The following is a 20,883-nucleotide window of genomic DNA, read 5'->3' as shown; positions in this document are numbered from 1 at the left end:
CGGGGAACTTTTCCCGACGCGGGGCATTATTTGCGTAGCACTAAATAAGCCAAGGAATGGAGATATAAATGCTTGGTTTCCGTGCGAGAATTGCGACCATCGCTCTTTCGGCGGCCGTGGCTCTGACGAGCTTCACGCCGTCCTTCGCAATGCAGATGCCTGCCGCACCCGTTGCTGCGGCGGACAAGGCCGCGCCTACCGATGTACAGCAGATTCAGTGGCGTGAGTATGGCGGTTACGGTGGTTACCGTGGCGGTTATTATCGTCGCGGCTGGCACGGCGGTTATCGTGGTTATTCCGGTTATCGTCGTGGCTATCGTTATCACGATGGCTACTGGTTCCCGCTGGCAGCCTTCGGGGCTGGGGCTCTCATCGGCGGCGCGATCGCCAGCCAGCCGCGCTATGCCGCTCCACCGCGAGCTGCGGGCATCAACCCGCGCCATGTCGATTGGTGCTATGCGCGTTACCGGTCCTACCGGTCTTACGACAACACGTTCCAGCCCAATTACGGCCCACGTCGGCAATGCTACTCGCCTTACTTCTGAGCGAGAAATCAAGGTCTGCCTAAACAAGCCGTCCGGTCATCCACCGGGCGGCTTTTCTTGTTGGCCGATACCCTTTTCAGAGAATGTTTGTCCGCTTCAGCAGCCACCAGGCGAGCAGCATGGAGGCGATGATCAGGGCGACGGCATATTCCGTCCCGGAGCCGCCCTCGGAAAACGGCAGATGCGATGTATTCATGCCGAAAAAGCCGGTCACCAGTGTCGGCGGCAGCAACAGAGCCGTCATGATCGACAGGATGTAGAGGTGGCGATTGATCTCGGAGGAAAGCTTCGAGTCGATTTCTTCGTGCAGAAGTCGCGCGCGCTCCTGCAGGGCGTAGACGTCATGGTCGACCGATTCCAGCCGCCCGGTCAGCCGCCCCGCGACTTCCTCGAAGCCGAGTGGCATTTCCTCATCATCGGAGGCGCCCGCCCGCCGCATCAGCGTCAACACGGTGCGCAGATGCCGATGAAGGCGCACGATTGTCCGTCGCACCGGCGCCAGCCGCCGCCGTTCGTCGCGCGGGGCGTTGTCATAGACGAAATCCTCGATGAGGTTCAACTCCTCGGTAATCTCGATGACCAGCGAGATCAGCGTGCGCTGGAACTCGACGACCAGCAGTTCGAAGAGGTCGATCGGGTTTGCGAATTTCGCGGCATTCTTCTCCACCGCCATGCGTACCCGTTCGACGCTGCGCAGTGGCTGCAGCCGCGTCGTGATGAGGAAGCGGTCGGTGAACACGAAATGCAGCCAGCCGATGTCGCTCGTCTCCTGATCGAAGTCGCGCTGGAAATCGACCAGCGTGCCGAACAGCATCTGCTCGTCGACGGTGATCGTCGCGTGCGTCTCATGCGTGGTCAGTGCCGTGCGGGTGGGGTCGTTTAGCCCTGGGACTTCTTCGAGGAATGCGGCGACGCGCGCGTCGACCAGGTTCAAATGCAGCCAGACGAAGCCGTCTCCGTCGAAAAATCCGGCGCGTTGCGTCTCGTCGGATAACCGCTCGGCCTTGCCCGCGCCGGGACGGAAGCGATAGGCCCAGACAAAACCCGGGATCCTGTTGGCTGTCGTGATCGTGTTCATGGCCAGAGGTTTCGCATTATCAAATGAGTTGCCATAGTCATTGTTCATGACGATTGTTTATGCAAGTGCGGATGACAGCGGGACAAGCGCGCAGAATGGCGAAAATACCGCAGCTTTTTATCATCAGGACCGTCGGGTAGTTCGAAATTCTTCCCGTCGACTGGAGCTGGAGATATCAGTTCGAGCCGGTCGCAATTTTAACGCAACATTCGCTTCCTAAAATTGACGCTTACGTAAAAATCAATTAGCTATAGATAACAAGCGGCCGATGATCTGGGTGAGGTAGACTGTCGGCATCATCACTGCGGAGGAGATACCATGTACAAGGCGCCTGTCGAAGAAATCGCGTTCACTCTGAAGCATGTCACCGGCATGGGGCAGGCGATGGAGGAAGGACGTCTCGGCGACCTGAGCGGCGATGTCCTCGATGCCATCCTGACGGAGGCCGGCCGTTTCGCCGGCGACGAGATGGAGCCGCTAGCCGAGATCGGCGACCGGCAGGGCGCCAGGCTTGTCGACGGCAAGGTGGTGTTGCCCGATGGCTGGGAGAAACTCTATCGCGACTGGATCGCCGGCGGCTGGAACGGCCTGACCGCGCCGGAAGAATATGGCGGGCAAGGCCTGCCGCATATGCTGAACGTCGCGACGCTGGAAATGTGGAATTCCGCCTCGATGGCCTTCGGTCTCGCGCCGACGCTGACGATGGGCGCCGTTGAAGCGCTGGTCGCCCATGGCAGCACAGACCTCAAGAGCAAATATCTTGCAAAGCTGGTGACCGGCGAATGGTCTGGCACCATGAACCTGACCGAGCCGCACGCAGGCTCCGATGTCGGTGCCCTGCGCACTCGCGCTGACCGCCACGACGACGGCACCTATCGCCTCTTCGGCCAGAAGATCTTCATCACCTGGGGCGACCACGAGGCAGCCGAGAACATCATCCATTTCGTACTCGCCCGCCTTCCGGACGCTCCGGCCGGCACGCGTGGCATTTCGCTGTTCCTCGTGCCGAAATTCCTCGTCAACGATGACGGCTCACTTGGTGCCCGCAACGACTATTTCGCCCATTCGCTGGAACATAAGCTCGGCATCCACGGCTCGCCGACCTGCACGATGATCTATGGCGACGGCAAATACGGGGATGAGAGGGGCGCGGTTGCCTGGCTCGTCGGCGAGGAGAACAAGGGTCTCGCCTGCATGTTCACCATGATGAACAATGCCCGTCTTGCCGTCGGCATTCAGGGCGTGGCGATTGCCGAGGCCGCGACGCAGAAGGCCATCGCCTACGCAAAAGAGCGTACGCAGGGCAGGGCGCCGGGCACGACGGCTTTCGGCATGAGCCCGATCATCGAACATCCCGACATCGCCCGTATGCTGCTGACGATGAAGGCGCTGACGCAGGGCTCGCGCGCCATCTGCTATGCCTGCGCCGAGGCGATCGACATGTCGCATCGGGATGCCGGGAAGGCGCGCTATTGGCAGGAGCGTGCCGCGCTGCTGACGCCGATCGCCAAATCCTTCTCCACCGATGCCGGCGTTGACGTCGCCTCGCTCGGCATCCAGGTGCATGGTGGCATGGGCTTCATCGAGGAGACGGGTGCCGCCCGCCTGCTGCGCGATGCCCGCATCGCGCCGATCTATGAAGGCACCAACGGCATCCAGGCGATCGACCTCGTCACGCGCAAGCTGACTATCAGTAACGGCGACCAGGTGCGTGGTTTCATCACCGAATTGCGCGGGATCGCCGATGCCGTCGCCAAATCCAATCTCGACGGTTTCGGGCAAACGGCCGACCGGCTCAATGCCGCCATCACCGATCTGGAGACGGCAAGCGAATGGCTGCTGGCACAGCAGGCGGCGGGTCAAGTGGCCGAGGCTTTGGCGGGTGCTACGCCCTATCAGCGGCTCTTCGGCCTGGTGCTGACCGGCTGCTATCTTGCGAAGGGCGGCCTGGTGGACGTTGCGGATGGCGATAGCGAAAAGCGTATCGCGCTCTGCCGTTTCGCCGCTGAAAACATGCTTGCCGAAACCGCAGCACTCACCGATCGCGTCGTGACCGGCGCGTCCAGCCTTGAAGCTGCTCGTATCGCTCTTGCCTGAGGACACACTTTGACCGACCATATCCTGATCCAGCGCCCTGAGACCGCACCGCATGTGCAGGTCATCCGCTTCAATCGGCCGGAAAAGAAAAACGCGATTACCCGCGTCATGTATCAGACCATGACGGACGCACTGCGGGCGGCGGATGAGGACCCGGATATCCGCGTCACCGTCTTTCTCGGCACCGAAGGCTGCTTCTCCGCTGGCAACGACATGGGCGATTTTCTGGCCTTCGCCATGGGCGGCAGCATGGGCCGCGAAGTGCTGGATTTCCTGGGCGCGCTCGCCACGGCAAAAAAGCCTGTCGTCTCGGGCGTCGACGGCCTGGCGATCGGTATCGGCACGACCATCCACATGCATTGCGACCTGACGATTGCCTCCGACCGCAGCCTGTTCAAGACACCCTTCGTCGATCTCGCCCTCGTGCCGGAAGCCGCCTCCAGCCTGCTTGCTCCACGCCTGATGGGCCACCAGCGCGCCTTTGCCCTGCTCGCGCTCGGCGAAGGTCTTTCCGCCGCGGACGCAAAGGACGCCGGCCTGATCTGGAAGACAACCACACCGCAGGCGCTGGAAGCCGAAACCCTCTCGCTCGCCGTCAAGCTCGCGGCCAAACCACCCGAGGCACTGCGGATTGCCCGCAACCTGATCCGGGGCTCGACAGCGGACGTTCTCGCCCGCATCGACGAGGAAGCAACGCTGTTTGCGGCACAGCTGAAGAGCGCGGAGGCGAGGGCGGCGTTCGAGGCGTTTATGAAAAGGTGAGGCGAGGCTTCACTTCTCCAGTGCCACCACCACCTCGACATGCGAGGTCCAGAGAAACTGGTCGATCGGGGTCACCCTCGTGATCCGGTAGCCGGCCTCCGTCAGGATGGCGAGGTCGCGCGCCAGTGTCAGCGGGTTGCAGGAGACGGCGACGATCTTTTTGACAACCGAGCGGGCCAATTCCTTGGTCTGGAATTCCGCGCCGGCGCGGGGTGGGTCGAAGATGACGGCGTCGTAGTTCTTCAGCTCTTGCGCCATCAGCGGCCGGCGGAAGAGGTCTCGGCGCTCGATCGAGACTGGCTTCAGCCCTTGCGTGTTGCGGGCGGCATAGTCGAGGGCTGCCAGGGCCTTTTCCTCGCTTTCGACGGCATGCACACGGCCGATGCGCGCCAGACGCAGCGAGAAGGTACCGCTGCCGGCGAAGAGGTCGGCAATGCGTTTCGCCTTGCCGATATGGGTGGCGACCAGCTCGACCATCGCCTCTTCGGCGGCCTTCGTCGCCTGGGTGAAGGCGCCCGATGGCGGTGAGATCTGTACGCCACTGAAATCGATGATCGGCTTCATCGGCTCGACCAGGACTTCGCCATTCAGCGAAACACGGCCGACGCCACGAAGGGCAAGCACGGTCTCGATGGCGCTGCGCCGGTGCTTGTCGGAGAGGCCCTTGATGCCGTCGACTGCAAGGTCGAGGCCGGTGCGCGTTTCGAGCACGGAAATGCGGAATGCCTCGGCATTGATAGCAAGTGCTGCCCCGACCGCCCGGATCGCCGGCAGCTGCGCCATGATGCCGGGCGACGCGATGGGACATTCCTCGATGGCGACGATGTGGTGGCTTTCGGCCTGATTGAAGCCGATCAGCATGTCCTTCTCGGTCTTGCGCGCCGCAAAGACGACACGCCGGCGCTCACCGGGATGGGCTGCAATGAGGTCGTCGACCTCGGGCGTCAGCCCCTTGGAACGCAGCGCGTCGATCACCAGCTGGCGTTTGAAGGCGCGGTAGGGCGCGTCGGCATAGTGTTGCAGCGTGCAGCCGCCGCAGGTGCCATTGACCCCATCCGGGCCGAAGTGCCGACAGTGCGGCTCCTGACGGTCGGGCGAGGCCGATGCAATCGACATCAGCGTGCCTTCGCTCTTCACTTGGGCAATGGCGACGGTCTCGCCGGGCAGCGCGAAGGGTACGTAGATCGGTCCGTCCGCGCCTTGCGCAATGCCGTCGCCTTGGGCGCCGAGCTTCTGGATGGTGACGGTTTCGGTGCTCATGGCTTGATCCCCGCGAGAAGAAATTCGTTATTGCCGTCGCCGCCGGCGATTGGCGAGGGGATAAGGCCGAGGCTGCGCCAGCCCATATCCTCGACAAGCCAGCGCTCCAGCTCCGCCGCAACGGCCGGAGCAGAGGAGGGATCCTTCAGCAGACCCGCCTTGCCGACCGCATCGCGCCCGGCCTCGAACTGCGGCTTCACCAATAGGGCCGCGCGCGTGCCGGGCTCGGCAAGCTCAAGCGCTGGTGCCACTGCGAGCTTCAATGAGATGAAGGAAACGTCGGAAACGATAAAGGTGAAGGACCTGCCGACATCCTCAGCCGTCAGGTTACGGGCGTTCAGCCCTTCCATACTGGTCACGCGCGGATCGGCCGATATGCGCGGATGCATCTGTCCATGGCCGACATCGATCGACGTGACATGCTCGGCACCCCGCAGCAGCAGCACCTCGGTAAAGCCGCCGGTCGATGCGCCGACGTCAAGACAGTGATGTCCCTTGGGGTCGAGCTGGAAATGATCGAGCGCCGCCACCAGTTTCAGCGCCGCGCGCGAGACGTAATCCTGCGCCGGATCGTCGATGGCGATCTCGACATCGTCGGTAAACAGCGTGCCCGGCTTGGTCACGACCGTGCCGCCGACGGTCACCGTGCCGCGTTGAATGGCGTCACGCGCTCGCGATCGGCTGGCGAAAAGCGAGAGGGCGACAAGAAGTTGGTCTAGACGTTGTGGTTCGGACATGGGCAGTCCATGCAGGGCAATGGCCGAGGTTGCAAGCGTTTTATGCTGATGGCGGCGAAAGTAGACGTAGACGCTATACTGATCCTCGATATAGCGCGGTGGAATAGGGTATCCGTTTCGTTTCTTGCACCCCGCAAAATTAAATGAATTTAAAGCCGCGGCCTCTAACTATGCTTGTGATTGCGATTGTTCGGTTCGGGAATGATCGCCTGCCATGACGGCTTTGCGCCTTTTGCGCCCAATCATGCCTATTCTCTGAATTTTCGAGCATCCGGCCGCGCGCGTCTCCGCGGGTTCGTCGATGTTCGCCAGGACCGGCGCTCAAGGAGGCGCTCGCCCATGTTTGCGAAGAACCTTTCTTTGAATGGCAAGCTTGCTATAACCTTTGCCGCTCTTATCGCTATTTTCGCTGGTGTTTGTGCATTCGTTTACGCCAAGGAGGAAGTATCCGCCGGGGCTGCCGACGAACAGGCCCAGTCGCAGCAGCTCGTTAGCCTGATCGACGATTCGCTGCAGGCAATGCTGGAACAGGCCGTCAATCTGCGCGGCTTCCTGTTGTTGCGCAGCGACAGCACCTATGGCGGCATTTTCGAAAATCGCGACCGTATGCTGAAGAGTATCGACGCGGCCAAGGCGGCTGCGGCCGACGCGCCGGACCTGCTGCAGTCCATCGACAGCATGCGAAAGGCCGCCGACCTCTATTTTCATCAGCTTGCCGAGCCGCAGTCGAAGGCCCGCAAGGAAACCGAGATGCCGCTCGACCAGATCGTCAAGATCGGCCAGAACGAGACCAAGGGCCAGCTCGACGGTTTCCGCGAGGCAGCCGCCAAGATCAAGCAGGCTGCGCGCGCCAAAGCCAGCGAACTGGAGGCCATTCAGGATAACGCCAATGCCGACTTGCGCCTGACGCTGATCGTCGGCGGCATCGTGGCCTCGCTGGCTGCTGCCGTGCTGGCCTGGCTGCTTGGGCGCACTATCGTCCGCCCGATTGTCGGCATGACCGCCGCTATGGGCCGGCTCGCCGGTGGTGAGCACGCCATCGATGTTCCGGCCATCGGCCGCGGCGATGAAGTCGGTCGCATGGCTGATGCCGTTCTCGTCTTCAAGGAAGCGGCGATCGAGAAGCTGCGTCTTGCCGGCGAGACCGAGCGCATGCGCGGCGATGCCGAGCATCAGCGTCAGATGAGCGACGAGCAGAAGGCACGTGAAGACGGTGAAATCCGCTTTGCCATGGACGCCTTGGCCAACGGACTGGCCGGACTTGCCGCCGGCGATATCGCCGCACGTCTCGACCGCGCCTTCGCGCCGCAGTTCGACAGTGTTCGCGCCGACTTCAACAATGCCGTCGAAAAGCTCGAAGCAGCCCTGCAGTCGGTCGGCAGCAACGCTTCGGCGATCAATGCCGGCGCGACGGAAATCCGCTCAGCCGCTGACGACCTTGCCCGCCGTACCGAGCAGCAGGCCGCCGCCGTCGAAGAGACCGCCGCCGCCCTCGAAGAGGTGACGACGACGGTTCGCGATTCGGCCAAGCGCGCCGAGGATGTCGGCCATCTGGTCGAGCGTGCACGATTGGGTGCTGAGAAGTCCGGCGAAGTGGTGCGCAAGGCTGTCTCAGCCATGCAGCAGATCGAAAAGTCCTCGGGCGAGATCAGCAACATCATCAGCGTCATCGACGACATCGCCTTTCAGACCAATCTTCTGGCGCTGAACGCCGGCGTCGAAGCCGCCCGCGCCGGCGATGCCGGCAAGGGTTTTGCGGTCGTCGCCCAGGAAGTCCGCGAGCTGGCGCAGCGTTCAGCCAACGCCGCCAAGGAGATCAAGGCACTGATCACCACCTCGAGCGATCAGGTCAATACCGGCGTTTCCCTGGTCGGCGAGACCGGAAAGGCGCTGGAGCTGATCGTCTCCGAAGTGCAGGAAATCAACCGCCACGTCGGCGCGATTGTCACGGCCACCCGCGAACAGTCGACCGGCCTGCAGGAGATCAATACCGCCGTCAACAACATGGATCAGGGCACACAGCAGAATGCCGCCATGGTCGAGGAGCAGACGGCCGCAAGCCATGCGCTCGCCCGCGAGGCGGCATCCCTCAACGACCTCCTGCATCAGTTCCGCTTGAGCGGCCGGCCGGCGGAAGTCAAGCGCCCGGTGGCCGCTTCGACGCAGTCCAGGCCCGCAGCCTCGCCGGCACGAGCGCTTGGCCGCACAGTCGCCAAGGCCTTCGGTGGCAAGGCGACGGCAGCGGCTGCTCAGGATGAATGGGAAGAGTTTTGATCTATCACCCTTCCCGTGAAGGGGAGGGTCAACACGAAGTGTCGGGGCGGGGTGACGACGGCATACGCCGAAGCCTCGTCCTATTTCACGGGAGATCACCCCCGCCGCTTTGCGGTGACCTCCCCACGGGGGAGCGATCCGGCCACGCACCGGCGCCTTGTACGGCGTTCGTAACTTCAGGCTTGCACTGTGCGTCGAACCATTCTTTTCTACATCACAGCATGATCAGCGATGGAGAAAAGAATGGGACAGGTCGTCCGAATTCCAGTCAATGAGCCTCAAAGGTTATTGGCTGTGCGCTCCCTGAATTCCATTCACAGCAGTCCGACGCCCGAACTCGCTGTTCTGGCCGAACTCGCAAAGGGCGTTTTTGGCTCGTCCTACGCGGCAATCAATATTATCGATGAGGACTGGCAGCGTATTGCCGGCCAGGCCGGATTGAAGATTGGCGAATGTCCGCGTGACATGTCGATCTGTACGCGGGTGGTTTTCGACGATGCGCTGCTGATCATCCCGGATCTCGCCCAGGATTCCGAGTTGAAGGTCATGCCCTACGTCACCGGCGAGCCGCATTTCCGTTTCTACGCGGGAGCCCCGGTGCGGCTGGAGGGAGGGCCTGCCGTTGGCGCCCTCTGTATTCTCGATCACAAGCCCAGACAGTTTTCCAAGGATGAATCGGAGAACCTGACGCGCTTTGCGCAGGTGGCAAGCGCGCTTCTGCGCCTTCAGAAGACGAATCTGATGATGGGGATCGCTACAAGCGGCCTTCGCACCGCGGCGATGACCGATCCCCTGACCCTCTTTTTCAATCGATCGGCGCTGGTTTCGGTTGTCGATGACGCGCTCAACAACGCGGTCGCCGCTGGACGGAGTTTTGGCGCTCTCTACCTCGACATGGACGGTTTCAAGGCTATCAACGATAGTCTCGGCCATCATGTCGGTGACGAGGTTCTGTGCGAGGCTGCCCGGCGCATTCGCTCGGTTGTTCGCGCCGACGATATTGTTGTCCGCATGGGCGGAGACGAATTTGCAATATTCGTTCCCGATCCCCCCGATGCGGGTGCCCTGGTCTCGATGTCGGAGCGGCTGCTTGCCGCTTTCCGTGTGCCTTTCGAGATTGAGGGCAAATCCGTTGTTGCGCGGCTTAGCATCGGCGCCGCGATCGCGCCGCAGGACGGCACGACGCGAACGGAGCTGCTGAAGAACGTAGATAGCGCGCTCTATCGGGCAAAGGGAGCGGGCCGAGACCGCTTTGCAGTCTTCGCGCCCTGATGCGACGAACAGGAAATCCGGCGGATTGGTTGGTTCGGCAATGCCGAACCGATTCCTATCCAGCAGCCCCAACGATCAGGCTGCGTCCCAGCGCCTTGAACACCGTCTGAACGATGCCGGCACGGTCGAGGCCGGCCATGGCGTTCATGACTTCGGGCTTGGCTTGTTCCACCCAGATGTCGGGCATGACGAGCGTGCGGATCTTCAGGCCGTTGTCGAGCAGGCCCTCGCTGGCGAGGAACTGCATGACCTGGCTGCCGAAGCCGCCGACCGAGCCTTCCTCGATGGTGATCAGCACCTCATGGTGGCTGGCGAGCTGGCGGATGAGATCGTGGTCGAGCGGCTTGGCGAAACGGGCGTCGGCAACCGTCGTCGGCAGGCCGGCAGCATCGAGGTCTTCGGCGGCGGCCAGGCTGTCGGCTAGGCGCGTGCCGAAGGACAGCAGCGCCACTTTCGAGCCCTGCTTGACGACACGGCCCTTGCCGATCTCAAGAATCTGGCCACGTTCCGGCATCTCGATGCCGACACCTTCGCCGCGCGGATAGCGGAAGGAGATCGGGCCGAGGTCATAGGCGGCGGCCGTACGCACCATATGTTTCAGCTCCGCCTCATCGGCGGCGGCCATGACGACGAAACCGGGCAGGGTGGCAAGAAAGGTCGTGTCGAAGGAGCCGGCATGGGTCGGCCCATCGGCGCCGACGAAACCGGCGCGGTCGATCGGGAAGCGGACCGGCAGGCCCTGGATCGCCACATCATGCACGACCTGGTCGTAGGCGCGCTGCAGGAAGGTTGAATAGAGCGCGGCAAAGGGCTTGAAGCCTTCCGCGGCAAGGCCGGCGGCGAATGTGACGGCATGCTGCTCGGCGATGCCGACGTCGAAACAGCGCTTGGGGAAGAGTTCCTGCAATTTGTCGAGGCCGGTGCCGCTCGGCATGGCGGCGGTGATGCCGACGATCTTGTCGTCGAATGTCGCTTCCTGCACCAGGGCGTCGGCGAAGACGCTGGTGTAGCTCGGTGCATTCGGCTTCACCTTGGCCTGCGCGCCGGTGATGACATCGAACTTGTTGACACCGTGATACTTGTCCGCCGCCGCTTCGGCAGGCGCGTAGCCCTTGCCCTTTTGCGTGACGACATGGATCAGCACCGGACCCTGCGCATTGTCGCGGACATTGCGCAGGACGGGCAGCAGATGATCGAAGGAATGACCGTCGATCGGGCCGATATGGTAGAAACCCATCTCCTCGAACATCGTCCCGCCGGTGACATAACCCCGCGCATGTTCGACGGCGCGGGTGATCGCGCGGTCGACATTCTTGCCGAGATAGGCCGTCAGTTTCTTGCCGAGATCGCGGAAGCCCATATAGGTGCGGCCGGAGGCGAGGCGCGCCAGATAGGCGCTCATGGCGCCCGTCGGCGGCGCGATCGACATGTCGTTGTCGTTGAGGATAACAATCAGCCGGGCGTCGAGCGCGCCGGCATTGTTGAGTGCCTCATAGGCCATGCCGGCCGACATCGCGCCGTCGCCGATGACGGCAATGACGCGGCGGTCGGTCTTGTCGAGATCGGCGGCAACCGCCATGCCGAGACCGGCTGAGATCGACGTGGACGAATGCGCGGCACCGAAAGGATCGTATTCGCTCTCCGCCCGGCGGGTGAAGCCGGAAAGCCCGCCTTCCTGGCGCAGCGTGCGGATACGGTCGCGACGGCCGGTCAGGATCTTGTGCGGATAACATTGATGACCGACGTCGAAGATCAGGCGGTCGTTCGGCGTATCGAAGACGTTATGGATGGCGATGGTCAATTCGACGACGCCGAGGCCGGCGCCGAGATGTCCGCCCGTGCGCGATACCGCATCGATCATCTCGTCGCGGACTTCGCGGGCGAGTTGCGGCAAATCCCGGTCCTCCAGCTTTCGCAGGTCGGAGGGATAATGGACCTGATCCAGCAGGGGCGTCTCTGGCATGTGTGTCAAGGCTGGAGCCTCTTTCTTGCTATTCTTGGGCGGCCGCCCGCCTTTGCGTCAAAACAAATTGCGACAAAAGCCGACGAATTCAAGGAGTGGCCGAACAAGAAACATTTGGCACTGTTATGAACCCGTTAGCTCTCCGGCAAGGGAATGAACTCTTCCTCGTCTCCCGGTACAATATCGAAACGGCCGGTGCGCCATTCTTCCTTGGCCTTTTCGATGCGCTCCTTGGAAGACGACACGAAATTCCACCAGATATAGCGCTTCGAATTGAGCGCCGCACCACCAAAAAGCATCAAATGACAGTCTTTTTCGGCCGCTTCCAGCGTTATGGCGTCGCCGGGGCGGAATATCAGGAGTTGATCCTGTTCGAAACGATCGCCAGCGACGACGAGCGAGCCGGAGAGAATATAGACCGCGCGCTCCTCATGGCCCACCGCAAAAGGAAACTTTGCGCCGGGCCGGAGTTGAAGATCGACATGAAGCGTGTCCGAAAACACTTTCACGGGCGAGCTGACGCCCTCGAAGCTGCCGATCACCACCCGCCCGGTCGCACCGCCGTCATTGATCAGCGGCAGGTCGGTCTTTTCGGTGTGGGCGAAGGCCGGATCGATCTCTTCCTTGTCGTCGGGAAGCGCCAGCCAGGTCTGGAGGCCGGACATGGCCAGCGGATGGCCGCGCAGATTGTCCGGCGTGCGCTCCGAATGCACGATGCCGCGGCCTGCCGTCATCAGGTTGATATCGCCGGGGCGGATGACCTTCTCGGTGCCGAGGCTGTCCATGTGGCGGATTTCGCCATCGAACAGATAGGTGACGGTGGAGAGGCCGATATGCGGATGCGGCCGGACATCCAGCGCCTCGCCGGGGCGCAGAACCGCCGGTCCCATGCGGTCGAAAAAGATGAACGGCCCCACCAGCCGCCGCCGGCTGCTCGGCAGCGCGCGCCGCACGAAAAAGCCGCCGATATCGCTGGTGCGCGGAATGATCAGATGCTCGATCGCATCGCAGGCAAAGGCATCGCCGGGCTGCGGATCTTTTCCGGGAAAGAAGGACATGGCGGGCGCTCCATTCGGTTGAAACGCAACCTACCGGGAATAGGCGGGAAACTCAAATTTTCCCACGCGCCGCTTCACTGCCCGTCCAGCGGCTCCGTGCCTTGCGGCTTGCCGGCGCGGTCGAGCCTGATCTTTTCGATCCGGTTCTCCGCCGCCGAGAGCAGGGCTTCGCAATGCTTCTTCAGCGCCTCGCCGCGCTCATAGATGGCGATGGATTCGTCCAGTGCCACGTCGCCGCGTTCCAGCCGCGCAACGATGCTTTCGAGCTCCGCCACGGCCTTTTCAAAGGAATAGTCGGATACATCCACTTTGGTGCCTTCGCTCATCGTCAACCCTTCATCATGCGCAGAATATGCAGCCCGGCCGATTCGGCCAGACCTTCCAGATCATAGCCGCCTTCGAGCAGGCTGACGACCCGGTTCTTGGCACTGCGGTCGGCGGCCTCCAGAATCCGCCCGGTCGCCCAGTCGAAATCCTCGCCGGTGAGGTTCAGTTGCGCCAGCGGATCGCGGTGATGAGCGTCGAAACCGGCGGAGATGATGATGAGGTCGGGACGAAAATCATCGAGCGCCGGCAGCACGCGCGATTTGAACGCCTCGCGGAAATGATCGCCGCCGGTGTTGGGCGAGAGCGGCGCGTTGACGATGGTGTTATGCGCCCCGCGCTCATCCTTCTTGCCGGTGCCCGGATAGAGCGGCATCTGGTGGGTGGAACAGAAGAGTACGGACGGATCGTCCCAGAAGATGTCCTGCGTGCCGTTGCCGTGATGTACATCCCAGTCGACGATGGCGACGCGCTCGGCCCCATAAGTCTTCTGGGCATGGCGAGCAGCGATCGCGGCATTGTTGAAGAAGCAGAAGCCCATGGCCTTGTTCTTCTCGGCATGGTGGCCCGGTGGGCGGGCCGCGACGAAGACATTGTCGGCCGCGCCTGAGAACACGTCGTCTACCGCCGCCGTCGCGGCGCCGACGCCATGCAGGATCGCCTGCAACGTCTTCGGGCTGGCATAGGTGTCGGCTTCGATCTGGTTGATCTCGCCGTCGTCGCCCTTGTCGGGGATCGAGCGCAGGACGAAATCCAAATGCTCCTCGGGATGGGCGAGCAGCACCATGTCCTCATGCGCGAGCGGCGCCTTGCGCCGGTCCAGCCGCTCGAAATTCGGATGCTCGAGCGCGATATTCAGCGACCGCAGCCGGTCCGGCCGCTCCGGATGGCCCGGTGGGACGATGTGCTCGAGAAAGATCGGATGTTCGTAAAGACGTGTGCTCATGAAACCAATCTATAGAGGAGATATGACGGCTGCTACAGGACATGGGCGGTATCACCGCAATGTCAACAATTACCGGTAACGAGGGAAGGGCGCGCGCCGTTTACTTCCGGGGGCGCAGTGTTAAACTTTCAAAGAGGCGCGGGGAGCGCCGGCCAAGGTCTTTTCGTGATGACAAGTGCAGAACGATCCGATGTCGTCGAGATGCGGGTAGCGCCCCGCGATGTCGACAGGCATGGGCGGATGTTCATCGCATCCTACATCTCGCAGGCGGAAACGGCCCTGTCGAATTTCTGGCGAACCCGGCCGCTGGTCGACGACGAGCCGGCCTATATCGCCACCAAGGCGTCCTGCTCGTTGCATCGGGCGCTGCGCCATGACGATCTTGCTCGATTCTCGATCCGGGTCAGCAAGATCGGCGGCAAGTCCATCGGCTTCGTTGTCACGGTTGAAATCGGCAACGAACTGGCGGCCGAGGTGGAGATCTTCTGGCTCGCTGTGCGCGGCGAGGAGCAAGAGCCAGTGCCGCTGCCCGAAGACATCCGCGACTGGCTCTATAAATATCTCGACTAGAGCAATTCCAGGAAAAGTGTGCTGCGGTTTTCCGTCCGGAATTGCGTAAAAACAAAGAAATAGAGTGATCAGGTCCGCTGCGGCAGCAGCGGATAACCGGCCATGACGGCGCGGCCGACGAGAGCGGCGACCGCTGCCTTGACGATATCGCCGGGTACGAAAGCCATCGACCCGAAGAATGCCTTGCCGAAGTCGATATTGGCCACGAGGGCTAGCCAACCGATGCCGAAGGCATAGAGAACGACAACCCCACCGATCACCGAGGCGATGAAGAAGCCGATGCCCTGGGCGATGCCGGTCTGCTCGGCCTTGACCAGGCGTTCGGAGAAATAGCCGGTGGTGTAGGCGGCAAAGGCCCAGCCGACGAAGAAGCCGGCCGTCGGCCCCGCGAAGACGGAAAGTCCGCCGCGCCCGCCCGACAGCACCGGCAGGCCGATCGAGACCAGCACCACGACGATCAGCACCGCAATCGCACCGCGTTTCGCGCCGAGCACCACGCCGGCCAGCATGACGCCAAGCGACTGTGCGGTGATCGGCACAGGAATGATGCCGATCGGGATCGGCGGCAGCAGGCCGAGTGCCACGATGATGGCGGCAAAAAGTGCGGAGAGAACGAGGTCGCGGGTCGTCATGACGGCTCCATTCAAAAACAATCTCTGTTCAATGCCGCCGAATGCCGCGGGCGTCAATCGCAGCCGCGATATTATCGGCATCGCGCAGCGTCAGGATGATCAGCGGCACGAGCGTCGTGGCGATGCGGATCCTGATCCCGCGCGCCTCATGCGCCTCGCGGATGGCGCGGTAGCGGTCGAGAATTTCAGGCACGAAACGGACGACGAGGCCGACCGCAAGGCCGATATCGGCGGCCTTCAACAGGCCTAGCCTTTCCAGGGGAGCTGCGAGCGCCGTGATCTCGTCCATGAAAGCCGCGATCGAGGTCGTCGCTGTCACCGTCGCCGCGAAAAGCACCAGTGCGACCAGTCGCAGCACGGTGACAACAGCGACATGGAGCGGATTGAAGATCAGGCCGAACAGCGCCACGATGGCAATGGAGAGAAGGACCGGCCGCAGCCGTCTCAACGCTTCGGCCGCCGGCAGGCCGGTGCGGAAGTAGAGGGCGGCGCCGATGGCGACGGCGATGACGAGCGGCGCGATGGAATCGATCAGGAACAGGACGATGCCGAGCACCGCCAATATGCCAAGCTTCAGACGCGGCGATATCCGGTGCATCCATGTGTCGGCATCGACATGCAGCGTCTGCATCAGGCGGCCAGCTCCCTGTATCGGGTGATGGCTTCGGCAGGCGGCGCGTCGGCGACAAGGCGACCTTGATCGAATAGCAGCACGCGGTCGAAATCCTCGATCAACGGCAGGTCATGGCTGATGACGATGACGCTTTCCGGCAGGCTGGCGATGGTTTTCTGCACCAGCGCCCGGTTTTTCAGGTCGAGCTGGTTGGTCGGCTCGTCGAGGATGAGGATATCTGGCCCGGTGACGAGCACGGAGCAGAGGGCGGCCATCTGCAGCTCGCCGCCCGAAAGTTCGTGCGCTCGCCGCTCTGCCAGATGCCGCACGCCGAATCGGTCGAGAATACCGTCGACCGCCGCCTCGATTTCGGCTTTCCCAAGCCCGCGCGCCTTGAGACCGAAGGCGATGTCGTCGCGGATGATCGGCAGTATGATCTGGTTCTGCGGTGACTGGAAGATATACCCGACCTTGCCGAGCACGGCTTTCGCGTCACTGAGCGTGTCGAGGCCATCGACGGTGACATGGCCGGTGGTCGGCTTGGTCAGCCCGTTGATCAGCCGCGCGAATGTCGTCTTGCCGGAACCATTGAGCCCGATCACACCGATGCGCCGCTCGTTGAGCGTCAGGCTGAGCGGCAGAAGTGCGGGCCGTGTGCCGAAATCGACGCCGGCATTGTCGAAGCGGATATCCAAGCGGCTGGTCCCATTCCGTGGCGGTGTTGCGGTCCTATAGCCCATCATGGCGAATTATCAAATCAGTGCCCATTTGAAAGCATGGGAATTTATGCCTATGATCTCCTCATGACGAATCTGCTTTCAAACCGCGACGCCCGTCGGGTCTTCCTTGCCAAGCAGGGGCTTTCAAATCCGCCGAACCGCGCCTTGACCAAGGCGGGGCTGCTGCAACTGATCCACGACATCGGCTTTGTGCAGGTCGACAGCATCGGGACGGTCGAGCGCGCCCATCATCAGATCCTGTTTTCGCGCAATCAGACTTACCGGCGTGAACATCTGACCGAGCTGCTCGAAAAGGACGGCGCGCTGTTCGAACACTGGACGCACGATGCCTCGATCGTGCCGAGCGCCTTCTTCGTCTATTGGAAACACCGGTTCCGTCGCGAGGAATTGGCGCTGGTCGAGCGCTGGCGCAAGTGGCGCGGCGAGGGGTTCGAGTCCGCCTTCGAGGAGACCTATGAGCGCGTGCTGAAAAACGGCGCCATCATGGCCCGCGAGATCAAGGCGGAGAACCATGTTTCCGGCGGCTGGTGGAACTGGCATCCGAATAAGACGGCGCTCGAATATTTTTGGCGCACCGGCAAATTCGCCATCGCCGGCCGCACCAACTTCCAGAAGGTCTACGATCTGGTCGAGCGCGTCCTGCCGGATCATGTCCATACGCCGGAGGTCGGCCATGACGAATTCGTCGACTGGGCCTGCCGCGGCGCGTTGCAGCGTCTGGGCTTCGCAACTTCAGGCGAAATAGCCGCCTTCTGGAACCTGGTGACGCCGCAGGAGGCGAAGGCCTGGGTGGAAGCGCATCGTGATGAACTCACGGAAATGCTGATCGAGCCTGCGGGCGGGGGCAAGCCACGCCCTTCCTTCGCCTTCGCCGATTTCCAGACCACACTCGACAGTTTCCCCGAAGCGCCGGCCCGCATCCGCGTCCTCAGCCCCTTCGATCCGACGCTGCGCGACCGCAACCGAACCGAACGCCTCTTCGGCTTCTTCTACCGCATCGAAATCTTCGTGCCGGAGCCAAAGCGCGAATATGGCTACTACGTCTTTCCGCTGCTGGAAGGAGACCGTCTGATCGGACGGATCGACATGAAGGCCGACCGCAAGGCGGGGACTTTGGACGTCAAGCGCCTGTGGCTGGAGCCGGGCGTCAAGGCGTCCGCAGGAAGGCTGGAGAAGCTGGAGGCAGAGCTGGAGCGTGTTGCGCGCTTTGCCGGGGTCGAGAAGGTGGTGTTTCTGGAGGGATGGCGAGGAAGCTAACTTTTAACTGCAGAAGGCGCGGGGCATGTGGAGCCCTATCTCGCCCTTGGCGGGCGAGAAAGCAATTTCACTGGTTTAGGAATTGCGACACCGGAGGTTCAGCTTGTCTTAAACCTTAGCGCAATTTCTAAGCCATTGAAATTGCAAGAGCGGGGGTCCGTTTCTTGATCATGTCCCTCAGAGATTGGGTGCGTCCTTGCCTACCCCCTCTCTTGTAAAAACTAAGACTTAGACGAGGGACAAGCCCTCATCTAAGCCCAAGTTTTTACTTTCTCGCCCGCCAGGGGCGAGATAAATCTCTCAGCAAATCTCCGTCGTGGCGATCTTGATGCCAAACCCTTCAAGGCCGACATAGTGCCGTTCGCGGCTGGTGAGCAGCTTGATTGAGCTGACACCGAGATCTTTGAGGATCTGTGCGCCGAGGCCGATTTCCAGCCATTCACTGTCGCGGGCCTGCGCCTCGGCATGGCTTTCGCGCTCGGCCTGGCGTGCTTTGCGGCCATTGTCGAAGTGGCCGACGCCGACGGAGCCTTCGCGCAGATAGACGATGATCCCGCGGCCTTCGTCGGCGATCTTCTTCATGTAGAAATCGACCGGGCGGCGCTTGCCGAACAGGTCTTCGGCGACGCTTTCCGGATGTAGGCGCACCGGAATGTCGATGCCGTCGCGGATGTCACCGAAGACGACGGCGAGGTGCTGCATCGTGTCCCATGGCAGCGAATAGGTATGCGCGCGCGCCTTGCCGAACGGCGTGTCGATGTCGAAGCTGGTGCCGAGCTCGATCAGCGTTTCCTTGCGCTGGCGATAGGCGATGAGATCGGCGACCGAGACGAGCTTCAGCCCGTGCTGTTCGGCGAATTCGACCACCTGCGGGCCGCGCGTCACCGTGCCGTCGTCGTTGACGAGCTCGCTGATAACGCCGATCGGCGGCAGATTGGCGAGCCTGCAGAGGTCGACCGCCGCTTCCGTATGGCCCGAGCGCATCAGCACGCCGCCTTCGCGGGCGATCAGCGGGAAGATATGGCCGGGACGAACGAAATCGGTCGGGCCGACATTCGGATTGGCGAGATTGCGCACCGTCAGCGTCCGGTCGTCGGCGGAAATGCCGGTGGACGTGCCGTGCTTGAAGTCGACGGAGACGGTGAAGGCGGTCGTATGCGCCGAATCGTTTTCCGCCACCATGGCATTGAGGTTCAGGCGCTTGGCCTCCTCGCGCGGCATCGGCGTGCAGACGATGCCAGAGGTGTGGCGGACGATGAAAGCCATTTTTTCGGGCGTGCAATGAACGGCGGCAACGATCAGGTCGCCTTCGTTTTCGCGGTCATTGTCATCCATGACGACGACGATTTCGCCGGCTTCGAAAGCCCGAATAGCATCGACAACACGCTTCTGGTCGTAAGGCATGAGAAAGTCCTTATTTCAGCCGGCCTGTCTGGCCACGGTCTCTGAGGTAATGATCGGCAATGGCGCATGCAACCATCGCTTCGCCGATCGGCACGGCGCGGATGCCGACGCAGGGGTCATGGCGGCCCTTGGTGCGGATATCGACATTCTTGCCGTCGGCGTCGATCGACTGGCGCTCGGTCAGGATCGAGGAGGTCGGCTTGATGGCGAAGCGGGCGACGATGGGTTCGCCGGTGGAAATGCCGCCCAGAATGCCGCCGGCATGGTTGGACAGGAAGATGCGGTTGCCGTCATTGCCCATCCGCATCTCGTCGGCATTTTCCTCGCCGGTCAGTTCGGCGGATGCAAAGCCTTCCCCGATCTCCACGCCCTTGACCGCATTGATCGACATCAGCAGTGAGGCGATGTCCTGGTCGAGCTTGGCATAGATCGGTGCGCCGAGGCCGGCGGGCACGCCCTCGGCGATAACCTCGACCACCGCGCCGATCGAGGAGCCGGACTTGCGGATACCGTCGAGATATTCTTCCCACACCGGTACGATCGCCGGATCGGGGGCGAAGAATGGGTTCTGGTCGACCTGCGCCCAATCCCAGTTGGCGCGGTTGATCTTGTGCTTACCGATCTGCACCAGTGCGCCACGCACGGTGACACCGGGAACGACGAGGCGGGCAATACCGCCAGCGGCAACGCGCGCCGCGGTCTCGCGGGCAGAGGAGCGGCCGCCACCGCGATAGTCGCGGATGCCGTATTTGACGTCGTAGGTATAGTCGGCATGGCCGGGGCGATAGCTGCGAGCGATCTCGCCGTAGTCCTTGGAACGCTGGTCGGTATTTTCGATCAGCATCGAGATCGGGGTGCCGGTCGAAATCATCGTCTCGCCGTCCTCGTCCAGCATCACGCCGGAGAGCACCTTGACGAGATCGTCCTCGCGCCGCTGCGTCACGAACCGCGACTGGCCGGGCTTGCGCTTGTCGAGCCAGGTCTGGATGTCTTCCAGCTTGAAGCGTAGGCCGGGAGGGCAGCCATCGACGACGCAGCCGAGTGCCGGCCCGTGGCTTTCACCCCAGGTGGTGACGCGGAAGAGGTGACCGAAACTATTATGCGACATGGGAACAACCGGATTGCGGCGGCCCGGCGGCGGGTCGCGTCTTGTCTTTTGGAATTGCGGCACACTCATAGGCCAAAAAGTCGCCGAGGCAAATCTTTCTTTCCACATTAGCGGCGTAGGGACGGGCAAGGTGAAAGTCCGCCAAGCACCTGATATGGTAAACAAAGATCAGGCTATGCTGTGGATTGTGATGATATGTTCATCAATTGGGCCGCGAAAGCCATTGTTGCGGGCAACTTCTGC

Annotated in this window: 19 protein-coding genes; 7 read left to right on the top strand and 12 right to left on the bottom strand. The window is 62.1% G+C overall.

All coding sequences use genetic code 11. From position 1 onward, the window contains the following. Positions 1-68: 68 nt before the first annotated feature. A complete protein-coding gene (locus tag AB6803_RS20545; protein ID WP_371110628.1) occupies positions 69-545 on the top strand; it encodes a BA14K family protein in 477 nt (158 codons plus the stop codon). Between the two features lie 76 nt (positions 546-621). Here AB6803_RS20545 and AB6803_RS20540 read toward each other — a convergent pair whose 3' ends face one another. Next, entirely contained in the window at positions 622-1,623 is a 1,002-nt protein-coding gene (locus tag AB6803_RS20540; RefSeq protein WP_371110627.1) for a transporter, read from the bottom strand. A 318-nt stretch (positions 1,624-1,941) separates the two neighbouring features. On the opposite strand from AB6803_RS20540, the gene AB6803_RS20535 reads away from it, so the two are divergent. Continuing rightward, the gene (locus AB6803_RS20535; protein WP_371110626.1) at positions 1,942-3,720 is read left to right on the top strand and encodes an acyl-CoA dehydrogenase; all 1,779 of its coding nucleotides are present in this window, start codon (positions 1,942-1,944) and stop codon (positions 3,718-3,720) included. A 9-nt stretch (positions 3,721-3,729) separates the two neighbouring features. After that, positions 3,730-4,482, top strand: coding sequence for a crotonase/enoyl-CoA hydratase family protein (locus AB6803_RS20530; protein WP_371110625.1), 753 nt, complete (start codon positions 3,730-3,732; stop codon positions 4,480-4,482). 9 nt (positions 4,483-4,491) lie between these two features. Here AB6803_RS20530 and AB6803_RS20525 read toward each other — a convergent pair whose 3' ends face one another. Next, positions 4,492-5,742, bottom strand: a complete 1,251-nt coding sequence (locus AB6803_RS20525) for a class I SAM-dependent RNA methyltransferase (RefSeq protein WP_371110624.1) — start codon at positions 5,740-5,742, stop codon at positions 4,492-4,494. Next, positions 5,739-6,479, bottom strand: a complete 741-nt coding sequence (locus tag AB6803_RS20520; protein ID WP_371110623.1) for a TlyA family RNA methyltransferase — start codon at positions 6,477-6,479, stop codon at positions 5,739-5,741. The genes AB6803_RS20525 and AB6803_RS20520 overlap by 4 nt, the downstream gene beginning before the upstream one ends. A 339-nt stretch (positions 6,480-6,818) precedes the next feature. On the opposite strand from AB6803_RS20520, the gene AB6803_RS20515 reads away from it, so the two are divergent. Continuing rightward, a complete protein-coding gene (locus AB6803_RS20515; RefSeq protein WP_371110622.1) occupies positions 6,819-8,753 on the top strand; it encodes a methyl-accepting chemotaxis protein in 1,935 nt (644 codons plus the stop codon). Between the two features lie 243 nt (positions 8,754-8,996). After that, complete coding sequence (locus AB6803_RS20510) at positions 8,997-10,025, top strand: diguanylate cyclase domain-containing protein (protein ID WP_371110621.1); 1,029 nt, start codon at positions 8,997-8,999, stop codon at positions 10,023-10,025. Between the two features lie 55 nt (positions 10,026-10,080). Here the strand turns inward: AB6803_RS20510 and dxs are convergent, their stop codons facing one another. From dxs to AB6803_RS20490, 4 genes are all read right to left on the bottom strand, one after another. Then, positions 10,081-11,997, bottom strand: a complete 1,917-nt coding sequence (gene dxs, locus AB6803_RS20505) for a 1-deoxy-D-xylulose-5-phosphate synthase (RefSeq protein ID WP_371110620.1) — start codon at positions 11,995-11,997, stop codon at positions 10,081-10,083. Positions 11,998-12,122: 125 nt separating this feature from the next. Further along, a complete protein-coding gene (locus AB6803_RS20500) occupies positions 12,123-13,046 on the bottom strand; it encodes a pirin family protein (RefSeq protein WP_371110619.1) in 924 nt (307 codons plus the stop codon). Between the two features lie 74 nt (positions 13,047-13,120). Then, entirely contained in the window at positions 13,121-13,372 is a 252-nt protein-coding gene (locus AB6803_RS20495; RefSeq protein WP_371110618.1) for an exodeoxyribonuclease VII small subunit, read from the bottom strand. 2 nt (positions 13,373-13,374) lie between these two features. Then, positions 13,375-14,316 (bottom strand): histone deacetylase family protein, encoded by a 942-nt coding sequence (locus AB6803_RS20490; protein WP_371110617.1) that lies wholly within the window; start codon positions 14,314-14,316, stop codon positions 13,375-13,377. A gap of 168 nt (positions 14,317-14,484) precedes the next feature. Here AB6803_RS20490 and AB6803_RS20485 point away from each other — a divergent pair, with 168 nt between their 5' ends. Beyond that, positions 14,485-14,886: an acyl-CoA thioesterase gene (locus AB6803_RS20485; RefSeq protein WP_371110616.1), complete on the top strand. Its 402-nt coding sequence runs from the start codon at positions 14,485-14,487 to the stop codon at positions 14,884-14,886. Between the two features lie 68 nt (positions 14,887-14,954). Here the strand turns inward: AB6803_RS20485 and AB6803_RS20480 are convergent, their stop codons facing one another. From AB6803_RS20480 to AB6803_RS20470, 3 genes are read right to left on the bottom strand one after another with little or no spacing between them, the layout of a single operon-like run. Then, positions 14,955-15,518, bottom strand: coding sequence for a biotin transporter BioY (locus AB6803_RS20480; protein ID WP_371110615.1), 564 nt, complete (start codon positions 15,516-15,518; stop codon positions 14,955-14,957). Between the two features lie 28 nt (positions 15,519-15,546). Then, the gene (locus tag AB6803_RS20475) at positions 15,547-16,149 is read right to left on the bottom strand and encodes an energy-coupling factor transporter transmembrane protein EcfT (protein WP_371110614.1); all 603 of its coding nucleotides are present in this window, start codon (positions 16,147-16,149) and stop codon (positions 15,547-15,549) included. After that, positions 16,149-16,826, bottom strand: coding sequence for an energy-coupling factor ABC transporter ATP-binding protein (locus AB6803_RS20470; protein WP_371110613.1), 678 nt, complete (start codon positions 16,824-16,826; stop codon positions 16,149-16,151). The genes AB6803_RS20475 and AB6803_RS20470 overlap by 1 nt, the downstream gene beginning before the upstream one ends. Before the next feature lie 108 nt (positions 16,827-16,934). Between AB6803_RS20470 and AB6803_RS20465 the strand changes: the two genes are divergently transcribed. Continuing rightward, positions 16,935-18,128 carry a winged helix-turn-helix domain-containing protein gene (locus AB6803_RS20465; RefSeq protein ID WP_371110612.1) on the top strand — a complete coding sequence of 398 codons (1,194 nt, stop codon included), beginning with the start codon at positions 16,935-16,937 and terminating at the stop codon, positions 18,126-18,128. A 300-nt stretch (positions 18,129-18,428) separates the two neighbouring features. Here AB6803_RS20465 and ribB read toward each other — a convergent pair whose 3' ends face one another. Then, entirely contained in the window at positions 18,429-19,532 is a 1,104-nt protein-coding gene (ribB, locus tag AB6803_RS20460) for a 3,4-dihydroxy-2-butanone-4-phosphate synthase (protein WP_371110611.1), read from the bottom strand. A 10-nt stretch (positions 19,533-19,542) separates the two neighbouring features. Then, positions 19,543-20,640 carry a chorismate synthase gene (aroC, locus tag AB6803_RS20455; protein WP_371110610.1) on the bottom strand — a complete coding sequence of 366 codons (1,098 nt, stop codon included), beginning with the start codon at positions 20,638-20,640 and terminating at the stop codon, positions 19,543-19,545. Positions 20,641-20,883: the final 243 nt, after the last annotated feature.

This window comes from Rhizobium sp. RCC_161_2 (assembly GCF_041355235.1).
GTDB lineage: Bacteria > Pseudomonadota > Alphaproteobacteria > Rhizobiales > Rhizobiaceae > Rhizobium.
The sequence above is the reverse complement of the archived record's forward strand: the minus strand, read 5'-3'. Positions and strand labels throughout refer to the sequence as shown.

Coding starts and splice junctions, on each gene's coding strand:
- AB6803_RS20545 (WP_371110628.1), top strand. CDS start 69: ATGCTTGGTTTCCGTGCGAGAATTGCGACCATCGCTCTTTCGGCGGCC.
- AB6803_RS20540 (WP_371110627.1), bottom strand. CDS start 1,623: ATGAACACGATCACGACAGCCAACAGGATCCCGGGTTTTGTCTGGGCC.
- AB6803_RS20535 (WP_371110626.1), top strand. CDS start 1,942: ATGTACAAGGCGCCTGTCGAAGAAATCGCGTTCACTCTGAAGCATGTC.
- AB6803_RS20525 (WP_371110624.1), bottom strand. CDS start 5,742: ATGAGCACCGAAACCGTCACCATCCAGAAGCTCGGCGCCCAAGGCGAC.
- AB6803_RS20520 (WP_371110623.1), bottom strand. CDS start 6,479: ATGTCCGAACCACAACGTCTAGACCAACTTCTTGTCGCCCTCTCGCTT.
- AB6803_RS20515 (WP_371110622.1), top strand. CDS start 6,819: ATGTTTGCGAAGAACCTTTCTTTGAATGGCAAGCTTGCTATAACCTTT.
- AB6803_RS20510 (WP_371110621.1), top strand. CDS start 8,997: ATGGGACAGGTCGTCCGAATTCCAGTCAATGAGCCTCAAAGGTTATTG.
- AB6803_RS20500 (WP_371110619.1), bottom strand. CDS start 13,046: ATGTCCTTCTTTCCCGGAAAAGATCCGCAGCCCGGCGATGCCTTTGCC.
- AB6803_RS20495 (WP_371110618.1), bottom strand. CDS start 13,372: ATGAGCGAAGGCACCAAAGTGGATGTATCCGACTATTCCTTTGAAAAG.
- AB6803_RS20490 (WP_371110617.1), bottom strand. CDS start 14,316: ATGAGCACACGTCTTTACGAACATCCGATCTTTCTCGAGCACATCGTC.
- AB6803_RS20485 (WP_371110616.1), top strand. CDS start 14,485: ATGACAAGTGCAGAACGATCCGATGTCGTCGAGATGCGGGTAGCGCCC.
- AB6803_RS20480 (WP_371110615.1), bottom strand. CDS start 15,518: ATGACGACCCGCGACCTCGTTCTCTCCGCACTTTTTGCCGCCATCATC.
- AB6803_RS20475 (WP_371110614.1), bottom strand. CDS start 16,149: ATGCAGACGCTGCATGTCGATGCCGACACATGGATGCACCGGATATCG.
- AB6803_RS20465 (WP_371110612.1), top strand. CDS start 16,935: ATGACGAATCTGCTTTCAAACCGCGACGCCCGTCGGGTCTTCCTTGCC.
- ribB (WP_371110611.1), bottom strand. CDS start 19,532: ATGCCTTACGACCAGAAGCGTGTTGTCGATGCTATTCGGGCTTTCGAA.
- aroC (WP_371110610.1), bottom strand. CDS start 20,640: ATGTCGCATAATAGTTTCGGTCACCTCTTCCGCGTCACCACCTGGGGT.